Genomic DNA, 7,010 nt, shown 5'->3' with positions numbered 1-7,010 from the left:
CCGGCAGCCCTGCGGCTTAGTCCCAGTTCGGCGCGATGCCTTTGGGGCTGGTCAGCCGATGGCCACGCTCCAGGGCGGCGATCTGCGCCATGTCAGCGTCACTCAGGGTCAGGTCCAGAGCCTTGAGGTTGCTGGCCAGGTTGGCGCGCTTGGTCGACGACGGGATCACCGCGTAGCCCAGTTGCATGGCCCACGCCAGGGTCACTTGCGCCGGGGTTGCCTGATGACGTTCGGCGATCTGCTGGATCACCGGATCCTTCAGCACTTCGCCGTAGGCCAGGGTCATGTAGGAAGTGATCTGGATGCCATGGGCCTTGGCAAACTCCGCCACGGTGCGGTTTTGCAGGTACGGGTGCAGTTCCACCTGGTTGGTCGCGATGTGCTCGGCACCGACGGCGGCAATTGCCTGCTTCATCAGGTCGACGGTGAAGTTGGAAATACCGATCTGGCGGGTCAGGCCCTGGCGCTTGGCTTCCAGCAACTGGCCCATGAACTCGGCGACCGGTACCTGGTCTTCCGGCGATGGCCAGTGGATCAGGGTCAGGTCCAGGTAGTCGGTCTGGAGTTTGCGCAGGCTTTCCTTGAGGCTGGGAATCAGCTGGCCTTCGGCGAAGTTGGCGATCCAGATCTTGCTGGTGATGAACAGCTCGTCCCGTGGGATGCCGCTGTCGGCGATGGCCTGGCCGACGTCGGCTTCGTTTTCGTAGATTTGTGCGGTGTCGATGACGCGATAGCCCAGCTCCAGGCCGGTGCTGACGGAGTCGATGACGACCTGGCCTTGCAGGCGGAACGTGCCGAGGCCGAATGCGGGAATGGACATGAGTGACTCCTGAAGTGATGTGAACAATGGAGTCGAGTATCGGCCTCTCGTTCCTTCGGAAAAACCGCTGAATCCGAAAAGGACTCTTTACCAAAAGTCATGAGTGGCCGGCGGGTGGTCACACGATATCCCTCGAGAGCGGTCTTACCGGGTAGATGCGGGGGGCTGTCGGACATTTCGGGCGTTACTTGATAAGGGGCGCCTCTTTTAACCAGCAGGAGCTAGCGCAAGGACCAAATGCTCAAGGCCTTACAGCACCGAGAAACCTTGAGCAGTGGTCTGAACAGTCGCGTTTATGGTGAACCGTCCTTGAGGGTCTGGAAGGCTTTTACGCGCTTGACCAGGCTTTTCTTGCTGGCCGAATCGGCACTGTTGAACAGGAACGAAAAGTCCGAGGCCAGGGTCGAGCTGCCGGCGATGGTCGCGTACTGGTGACAGGCATTGCAGTTATCGCCCTGGACGTAGGTCTCCAGGGTGGTGTTGGCCACCGGTACGTTGCCCTGGCTGATAAACGGCCCGTAGGACAGCGGCACTTGCGCACTGACACCCGGTTCCGGCTGGGTGGGCGGGTTGGGGGTGAGGGTCCAGAGTACGTTGATCAGTTTGTAGTACTGGAACACCGACTTGCCCTGGCTCTGCTGGGCGAAATTGGCCTGCACCGCGCCGTTAAGCGCCTGCAGTTCAGTGGGCAGCGGATGTTCCCGGGTGGTCTGCACGGGTTGGTCCCGTGGAAACGGCTCGGTGCAGTCGCGGTCCGGATGCTGCTGCTTGCACTGGATACGCGCCACGTTCGGCGTGCATTCGGGGCCGGTGCCGCAGTTCGGGTTGTTGAAGGCAAAGCTGTCGGGCGGCGTTTGTTGTGGCGGCACCTGGTCGGGTTCCGGCACGTTGTCCACTTGCTCGAAGGTGGTCCAGATGAAGTTGGGCGAGGCCTGGGTCTTGTTGATGATATGCAGGCCCACCAGGCCCACCACCTGCTGGGTGCACTGCAAGGTGGCCGGGTTTTTGAGCCAGGCGACCGTGGTCAGGTAACGTCCGTAGAGCTCGGGTTTGCCGGTGAGGATTCGCCATGCTGCCTTGACCTCCAGAGCTCCCAGTTGCTCCTGCGGCACCGGGTTGGGCGGCAGCGAGCGCATGGGTTCACCGATGGGCAAGGACAGCCCGCCGGGGTTCTGGTTGTCGAGGTTCTGCGCGACTTTCAGCTGGTTGGCCGCGTCGTACAGCCCTTTGCTGACGATGTAGTCGAACTCGGCCTTGCTCACCTTGCGTTCAAAAAACACCAGGTTCTGCGACTGGTCCGTCAGCCAGCCGCCGGAGGCTTCCATGATCGGGTCCGGAATCGAGGCCAGGGTGCCGCTGGACAGGTGAAACCCATGCCGCGCGTTGATCGCGCTTTCGGAGGTGGCGGTCATGAACTTGCGCGCCCCCACCGACATCGCCCTGAGGCTGCCCTGGGTGCTGCAATTGGACGGCACCAGGGTTTGCACGCCCCAGCCGGTGGGCGCGGGCGCGCCGGGCAGGAAGATATCGTTGGCATCCTTGTAGCTGGCCCATACCGGCGCCACGCTCATCGGCTGCCCGGAGGCAGTCGGTACACCGAATTGCGCCAGGGTACTGTTCATGTCCGGCTCACCCGCGAGGGCAGGTGTGGCTGGCCAACCGGGATTCACCGGCCAGTTCAGGGCAATGAACAACTGCCAGCCAAAGCAATTCATGAAGCTCTGGCCGGTGGCGTTGAAGTTGTTGATCGGCAGGAAGCCGCCGCTTTTCGGGTTGAACACCAACTGTTGCTGCACGCAAGCGTCGGCGTCGGAAGTGGGGGATGCGTAGGCGGCCTGCATGGCGAACAGGCTCAGCACCACACTGGTCAGCAGCGATAAAACACTCAAGCGTAACCTGGACATCATCGCGCTCCTTGCAAGCAGGTAAAGCCGCACCCTGGGTGGGTGCGGCTGATGGGCTGTATCAGTCAGGCGCCAGGCACCAGCGCCAATCCGGATTCCCATGGGTGTTCCGCCGCGCTGGGGTTATCGGCTTCGCCCGGGTTGAGGGCGCGCACTGTCACCAGCCCCGGTGCGGCAGTGGGGCTTACGGTGATGGTCAGCAGGTAGCCCTGGGTGCCACCGGAGTTGGTTTGCCCGGGGATGGCCGAGGCATCCGGCAGGAACTTTGTGACCTGCGCCGTCACCCCAGGATTGGAGAATTGCACCCGCGCCGTCTCGGCGGTGGTCTTGAGGTCGGCGCCTTGCACCACCAGGGCAAACTGCCCGCTGGTGCCGGGTGCCAGCCAGGCCGGCAGGTCGGTGGGTGACTGCCCGTAGAACAGGTCCAGCGGCAGCAGCTGTACCGGCCAGGGTTGCACACCGTTGACCCGGTCCGTCACGCACGGGCAGGAATCCGGCGTCGGGCTGATGGGCGTGGTTGTCACACTCAGGCCCACCAGCAACTGCTGGGCAATCACCCACACGTAGTCGATCGGCTGGCCGCTGATGGTGATGTCGTTGATCGAGAACCCGGCGCTGACCGGCACTTCAAACACCGCTTGCAGAATCTGGTCGGAGCCGTTGGCGGCGGATTTGGCGGTGCCACGGGTGATTTTCCAGTACTGGCTGACGTCCTGGCCCTGGGGGCCTTTCCACGCCGAGAAGTCGGTGGGTTGTTGCAGGTACAGGCCGATGGGGTTGGTCAGCGACAGCCGGTTGTTCACTGCCACGCTGTTGGCCGAGAAACCGATATGCGGATCGGAGTTGCGGTAGTTCTGCCCGTATTGCGCGCAGCAGATCAACGCCTGGGAATTCTGGCTGCTGCTCAATGGCCGCAGGATGGTCGCCGCGGCAGCCAGGTACACCTCGGCGCTCAGGGTGTTGGGGCCGGAGGTCAGGTGCATCGCACCGCCGTATTGGCCTGGCACACAGGCGGTGCCGGCGTTCCATTTGTTGACGGTGTCGTAGGCCGGTTGACCGGTGGTGGGGTCGATGACCGGGTCGCCGGCCTTACCGGTCGGGCAGTCGGCGGTGTAGCGCAGGTACAGGTCTTCGAGTTGCACCTGTGGGTCGATGTAGTCGCGATACAGCCCCAGTACAGCAGTCGGATCGATGCGCCACATGGCCAGGAAATACGCCGGGTTTTCGCAAGTGAAGGTGATCTTGCGCATGTTGCCGTCGGCATCGCGCACGATGGACCACTCGCAATATTCGTCAAGCCAGCCACGGGGGCCAGAGGGCGAGAAATCCTTGTACTTGCCTTGCCAGTCGATGCTCGGGCAGCGAGTGACGGGGAGTTGCAGCAGGGTGCCTTGCTTCTTCGGGTCGTAGAGCATGTACAGGGTGTTGTTGATCGTAATCTGGCCGTTGTCGGTCAGCTCCATCACCTGTTGCATGGACATGGCCTTGCCGCCCAACTGTGGAATCACCGCCGTGCCGTTGTTGTAGAAAAACGTCCACAGCCGATTGGGGAAGGGCGCCCAGGTAATCGCCGGCGGCGTGGTGGGGCCGTAGCCTTCCACCAGTGGGTTGTAATAGCCCGAGCGCGGCGCGTCATTGAGGCCCGACCACGGGTTGCCGATGATCGCGGACTGCGTCCAGCCGGTGAGGTCGTTGTTCCAGTCGGTTTCAAACTGCGGCAACTGGTTTTCCAGGCCCAGCTTGTTGTAGTCCTTGGGAGCTTGCCCGGCGGGAGAGGTGAATTGTTTGAAGGGTGTGCTCATGTCGATTCTCCAGGTGTTGTTGTGGTGGAAACGGAGCAGCAACCGGCACTGGGAGCAGGGCCGGCGACGGTTTGGCGCGGGTCGTCCCACACCAGTTGGGCGATAAAGCCAGGCAGCGGCGCGTACTCTTGCGGCGTCAACACCCGGGCACTATCGAGATGGGTCACCACCACGGATAACTGCGTGGTGTCAGTGGGGCGAAGGTTCAATGCGGCAGCAGTGCGCGCGGCATTCAGCGCGCGTGACACGCCATGGGTGATGCAGCGGCCCTTGTCATCCACCAGGCCCATGCCGATGCGACTGAAGCGCCCGACATAGTGCGGATTGTCGGCGCTCACCTGCTGCGGCGTGGCGTCGGGCTGGTTGAGGAATACGTCGATCAGGTAGGTGTCGTGGGTGCAGCGCACATGGTCGAACACCACCCACGGGCCCAGGCTTGCGGTTTGTTCCTGCGCTTGCATCGGCGTCGAACTTTGCTGGCAGCAGGCTTTTGCGGCCGGGCGGCGGGTGCCAAAGGGCGGTGCGACGGGCACACCGTAGTCATAGCCGATATGCCGACTGTCCTGGGCCATGTCCCCCAGGGTGGTGTAGCGCCAGGCGTCGGCACTGGTGAAGGTGACATCGTCGGCCTCGCTGCCGGCAAACGGCTGGAGCAGGCACTGGGTGGTGTACTGCGCTGCCGGGTGGGCGCGGATCCAGACCTCCAGCATCCGGTCGATATTGGCGTGGTAGGAGCTGAACACCGGGTCGAACGCGGTGTAGGCGTTGTCAGCCATGTCGCCGCCGATCCAGCCGTGATAGTTGTCGTGGGGCTGCTCGTAGAGCCCGTCGAAATTCAGCGCGCGGTTGGGGTACAGGTCATCTTCCTGGGGGGGATCAAACACCGGGATGTTCGCCCAGGGATAACCTGGCACTCCCTGGGGCTGGCTGAAGGTGTTGAACTTCAGGGCATCGACCACCTGTTGCTGGAAAATCCGGCTCATGCCGTACAACTGGGTGCGTTCGACGCGCTGCGTCTCGCCCTTGGTGTAGAACAGCGGGTTGCGTTGCACGAAGCGGCAGTCCACACCCGGGATGCTGGCCTTTTCACAGACCTTCGAACAGCCGTCCTTGGCAGCGGCGTAGCGCAACGGATTAGGGCGAACCTCGCCGGTGTGCGGGTGCACGTAGGTTTCATCGAGAAACGCCTGGGGCAAGCCGGCCTGGGGGCTGCCGTCGACACTGGCGTCTTCGGCCATCCAGTCCCAGTAGGGGATGGGGCAGTCGATCAGCGCTTCCAGGTACAGCAGATAGGCCCGGTGCCACAGGGCAAACGCTTCCTGGTAATGCAGGCACCAGTTGGTGTGGATATAGGCGTAACGCTGCCACGGGGAGCCGCTGTCGGCGTTGGCCACCTGCATTACGTCATCGAGGCGTGAGCGGTACAGGTTCAGTTGTTCCTGTGTCAGTGCGCGAATGTCCTGGCGCACGCGTTTGACCGGGTGAGGCAGGTCGGGTGGGGGGATGCGTTCTGCCTCGTCGAACGGTGAGGCGGGAGTGAGGCGCCAGCCCTGGTTGACCCACAGCCTGAAGGTTTCCAGCGCGTCGATGGGCCAGAACTGCTGCTGGTCGAGGGTCAGCGGCATGCTACGGGAGGCCAGGTGCTGGTAGATGGTTTCGGACCAGGTCTTGACGGAGGCGGGGTCTTCGAGGAATACGAAGTAGGCGTTCATGCAGCCCACCCAGGAGGCGGCGACGGCGGCGCGTTGCTCTTGGGGGATCCAGTAGGGGGCGCTGAATAGGCCGTGGATATCGGTGGCCCATGTCGGTTTCGCGACTATCATAAGATCCCTCTCATGCGGCCCCGGTGCCTGATTTGGCTGGGCTGCTAAGCTGGATTGATGTTAGTGCGCCACCGCGCAGGATTTGTGCAAATTGGTGGGTGTTTACGGTGGATTCATTGCAGTTTTTTCAAGGAAGATATGGAAAAAATGACAGATGCCATGGATTTGAAGATTCTGGGGAAATTGCAAAGGGATTGCAGTCAGAGTCTGGAGTTGTTGAGTGACAGTGTCGGGCTGTCTTCAACCAGTTGTTACCGGCGTATCAGGCGGTTGGAGAGTGTCGGGATCATCAAGGCCAAGGTGGCGGTGCTGGATGAGCGCAAGCTTGGGATTCAGGTTACGGCGTTCTTCCTGATCAAGCTTGATAGGGACAGCAATGATATCGACCGCAAGATGCAGCATATCCTGGCGAGTCATCCGGAGATTCAGGACTGTTATCTGCTGACCGGGGAGTTTGATTTTGTGATGGTGGCGAAGTTTCGGGATGCCACTGAGTACACTGATTATATCTATCGGTTTTTAGAGATTTATCGGGATATTCCGATTCGTACTTATTCGTCTACTTTGGTGGTCAGGACGGTTAAGAAGTCTTATGAGTTGCCGTTGCCGGGGTCTTTGGTTTGAGTACATCTCCGTTTCTTCGGTAACGGCCGCTTATGGT

Annotated in this window: 5 protein-coding genes; 1 reads left to right on the top strand and 4 read right to left on the bottom strand. The window is 61.6% G+C overall.

Annotated features, from left to right (window positions below; genetic code table 11):
• Positions 1 to 16: 16 nt before the first annotated feature.
• The 4 genes from dkgB to HX846_RS09045 all read right to left on the bottom strand — a co-directional run bounded on the left by dkgB (position 17) and on the right by HX846_RS09045 (position 6,349).
• Positions 17 to 820: a 2,5-didehydrogluconate reductase DkgB gene (gene dkgB, locus HX846_RS09060; RefSeq protein WP_003211554.1), complete on the bottom strand. Its 804-nt coding sequence runs from the start codon at positions 818 to 820 to the stop codon at positions 17 to 19.
• A 293-nt stretch (positions 821 to 1,113) separates the two neighbouring features.
• Positions 1,114 to 2,724 (bottom strand): hypothetical protein, encoded by a 1,611-nt coding sequence (locus HX846_RS09055; protein ID WP_178965289.1) that lies wholly within the window; start codon positions 2,722 to 2,724, stop codon positions 1,114 to 1,116.
• A gap of 65 nt (positions 2,725 to 2,789) precedes the next feature.
• Entirely contained in the window at positions 2,790 to 4,526 is a 1,737-nt protein-coding gene (locus HX846_RS09050; protein ID WP_003211551.1) for a hypothetical protein, read from the bottom strand.
• Positions 4,523 to 6,349: a tyrosinase family protein gene (locus HX846_RS09045; RefSeq protein ID WP_178965288.1), complete on the bottom strand. Its 1,827-nt coding sequence runs from the start codon at positions 6,347 to 6,349 to the stop codon at positions 4,523 to 4,525. The genes HX846_RS09050 and HX846_RS09045 overlap by 4 nt, the downstream gene beginning before the upstream one ends.
• Before the next feature lie 159 nt (positions 6,350 to 6,508).
• Between HX846_RS09045 and HX846_RS09040 the strand changes: the two genes are divergently transcribed.
• A complete protein-coding gene (locus tag HX846_RS09040) occupies positions 6,509 to 6,973 on the top strand; it encodes an Lrp/AsnC family transcriptional regulator (protein ID WP_032899475.1) in 465 nt (154 codons plus the stop codon).
• The last annotated feature ends 37 nt before the right edge of the window (positions 6,974 to 7,010 follow it).

The sequence above is a fragment of the Pseudomonas sp. K5002 genome (assembly GCF_013386655.1).
Lineage (GTDB): Bacteria > Pseudomonadota > Gammaproteobacteria > Pseudomonadales > Pseudomonadaceae > Aquipseudomonas.
This window is presented reverse-complemented; position numbering and strand designations above follow the sequence as displayed.